Here is a 3,109-nt window from a genome sequence, read left to right as displayed (position 1 = left end):
GTGCGAAGGCGCGGCAGCGCTGCGCCTGCAGCACGAGACGGGTGAGGTGATCGCCCGCGTCAATGCCTTCCTCGGCTTTGCCGCGGTGGGGCGCATAAAGATCGTGCAGAAGCCGGTTGCTCAGCCACAGGTGCGCCGCGCGCCGACCGCGCGCCCTCTTACAGGATCGGAAAGCGCCCGGATCGATGCGCTGGTCGCCGGGGTGGAAGACGAGGGGCTGCGCCAATCGCTGCAAAAGCTGGGGGCGAGCATTTTAGGCCGGCGCAAATGACAGATCATGACCTCCTCGATCACCAAAACGTGATGGGGCTGTTGCTTCAGAAAAATGCGCCCCTGACCCAAATTCGCCCGAAACGCCCGCTTTGTGGCGTGAACGCAGGTAACACTCGCAGGTAACAATCCAAGACGAACAGGTGAAAATTCATGTCCGAACTGATCCAGCGCCGCAGACTTCTTCTTTCCATGGCCGCCTTGCCGGCGCTTGGGCTTGGACTGGCAGCGTGCACCGACAGCAACGCCGAAGCTGAGGCGGGAGCGCCTGCCACGGATCCCATCACCACGGCCGCCGTCGAGGCTCCGCCCTCCAGCGGAACGGTGGACATGGACAAGCTGCTCGAAGAGGGAGCGCTGGAGGACAAGGTTCTCGGCGATGAAAATGCGCCGGTTACCATTGTCGAATACGCGTCCATGACGTGTAGCCACTGCGCCACCTTCCACACCCGGACCTATCCGGAGCTGAAGAAGAAGTACATTGAGACGGGCAAGGTGCGCTTTATCCTGCGCGAGTTCCCGTTCGATCCGCGCGCGGAAGCGGGCTTCATGCTGGCGCGCTGCTCGGACGACAAGTACTTTGCGATGGTCGACGTGCTCTTCAAGCAGCAGAACAACTGGGCACCGGTGCAGGATGCACAGTCTGCGCTCCTGAAGATTTCCAAGCTCGCCGGTTTCACCCAGGAGAGCTTTGAAGCCTGCCTGACGGATCAGGAGCTTCTGACAAAGGTGCGGGCCGTGCGCGCCCGCGGCGCAAGCGATTTCGGCGTCGATGCCACACCGACCTTCTTCATCAACGGAAAGAAGTATTCCGGTGCGATGTCCATCGACGAGATCTCGGCTGTCATCGACGGGATGCTCTAATTTAAGGTAGCCGCGCCACCGGTTTTGCCGGTGGCGTTTTTTGTTTATTGGATTTTTATTGATGCGTTTTCTTTTGGCTTGCCTGGGGGGCGGCCAACGGCGTCGTTTGATTCTGACATTGGGATTGACGTTTTTTGCAGCCGGTTTTTCACTGAGCGGGACTGTGGTGGCAATAGCTGCCAGCGTGGATATGGAGGCGCTCGCAGAAACGGGCGGGCTCGAGGAGCAGGCGCTCGGCGACCCCGGCGCGCCAGTGACAGTCATCGAATATGCATCGATGACCTGCGCACACTGTGCCCGCTATCATGTCGAGACCCTGCCGGCACTGAAGCGCAGATATATCGACACGGGCAAGGTGCGCTATGTCGTGCGTGGGTTGCCGACGGACCCGCGCGCTGAAGCCGGTTTGATGCTTGCCTATTGCGCGAAGGACGATTATTTCCGCGTCTCCGATCTCCTCTACAGAACCCAGACGCAGTGGGCCTGGGTGCAGGATGGAGGCTCTGCCCTGTTGAAAACCGCCATAAATGCCGGTTTCTCACAGGAGAGCTTTGAAGCTTGCTTGACGGACAGCAAGCTTCTGGATGAAGTCAGGTCAATGCGCAATTGGGGTCTGGAGCGTCTGGGGATCGAGGCTGTTCCAACATTCTTCATCAACGGGATGAAGCACTCGGGAGCCATGTCGATTGAGGAAATGTCGGCGATCATCGACGGCATGCTTTAGCGGACAACGCGTTTGTCCGCCGTTTTCGTTTGCGCTGATTGAGGCGCGACCGGCATGAAGTTCACCAAGCTGCGCCTTCTGGGCTTCAAATCTTTCGTCGAGCCGAGCGAGTTCGTGATCGAGAACGGGCTGACCGGGGTGGTCGGTCCGAATGGCTGTGGCAAGTCCAATCTGGTCGAAGCGCTGCGCTGGGTGATGGGCGAAAACTCCTACAAGAACATGCGCGCCTCCGGGATGGACGATGTCATCTTCTCCGGTTCGGGCACGCGCCCGGCCCGAAACACGGCCGAAGTGACGCTGTTTCTCGAAAATTCCGACCGCACTGCGCCGGCCGCTTTCAACGATGCGGACGAGTTGCAGGTGTCGCGCCGCATCGAGCGTGAGGCAGGCTCGGTCTACCGCATCAACGGCAAGGAAGCGCGCGCCCGCGACGTGCAGCTTCTGTTCGCCGACCAGTCGACCGGCGCGCGCTCGCCCTCCATGGTGGGGCAGGGGCGGATCGGCGAGCTGATCCAGGCAAAGCCGCAGGCACGCCGGGCGCTGCTTGAAGAGGCTGCCGGCATTTCCGGGCTTCATTCACGCCGCCATGAGGCTGAACTCAGGCTGCGCGCCGCCGAACAGAATCTGGAACGGCTCGACGATGTGGTGAGCGAGCTCGACAGCCAGATCGAGAGTCTGAAACGACAGGCGCGTCAGGCCTCGCGCTTCAAGAAACTTTCTGCCGAAGTGCGCAAGGCCGAAGCGATCCTGCTGCACCTGCGCTGGTCTTCGGCCAAGGCGCAGGAGGCCGAGGCCCAGAGCGCGCTGTCTGGGGCGACTGCACTGGTGGGCGAAAACGCCAGCGGCCAGATGGAAGCGGCCAAGGCACAGGCCATCGGTGCGCACAAGCTGCCCGCGCTGCGCGATGCCGAAGCCGCCGCTGCCGCTGCCCTGCAACGACTGACCATCGCACGCACGCAGGTGGAGGAAGAGGCCAAGCGCATAGACGCGCGCACGCAGGAGCTGAAGAAGCGCATCGACCAGCTGAACGCAGACGTGGCGCGTGAAGAGCAGATGGTGCGCGACAATGCCGATGCGCTGGCGCGACTGGCAGAAGAGGAAGAAGCTCTCAAAGAGGCCGAAGAAGGCGCTGAAGGGCGTGAAACCGAACTGCAGAATGTCTTTGAAACGGTTTCCACCGAACTTTCGGCTGCCGAAGAACTGCTCTCGCGGCTGACGGCGGAGAAGGCAGAAGCTTCGGCGACACGGCAG

At 61.3% G+C, this 3,109-nt stretch carries 4 protein-coding genes; all 4 read left to right on the top strand.

The window, feature by feature from the left end:
• The coding region (locus JCM21793_RS22790; RefSeq protein ID WP_025031837.1) for a DUF721 domain-containing protein at positions 1 to 271 on the top strand (271 nt) is incomplete at its 5' end.
• A 152-nt stretch (positions 272 to 423) separates the two neighbouring features.
• Positions 424 to 1,134: a DsbA family protein gene (locus JCM21793_RS22785; RefSeq protein WP_007007999.1), complete on the top strand. Its 711-nt coding sequence runs from the start codon at positions 424 to 426 to the stop codon at positions 1,132 to 1,134.
• Between the two features lie 40 nt (positions 1,135 to 1,174).
• Positions 1,175 to 1,858 (top strand): DsbA family protein, encoded by a 684-nt coding sequence (locus JCM21793_RS22780; protein WP_244439984.1) that lies wholly within the window; start codon positions 1,175 to 1,177, stop codon positions 1,856 to 1,858.
• Between the two features lie 54 nt (positions 1,859 to 1,912).
• On the top strand, positions 1,913 to 3,109 hold a 1,197-nt coding region (locus JCM21793_RS22775; RefSeq protein ID WP_025031835.1), incomplete at its 3' end, for an AAA family ATPase.

It is taken from the genome of Nitratireductor aquibiodomus NL21 = JCM 21793 (assembly GCF_000615975.1).
GTDB lineage: Bacteria > Pseudomonadota > Alphaproteobacteria > Rhizobiales > Rhizobiaceae > Nitratireductor > Nitratireductor aquibiodomus.
The sequence above is the reverse complement of the archived record's forward strand: the minus strand, read 5'-3'. Positions and strand labels throughout refer to the sequence as shown.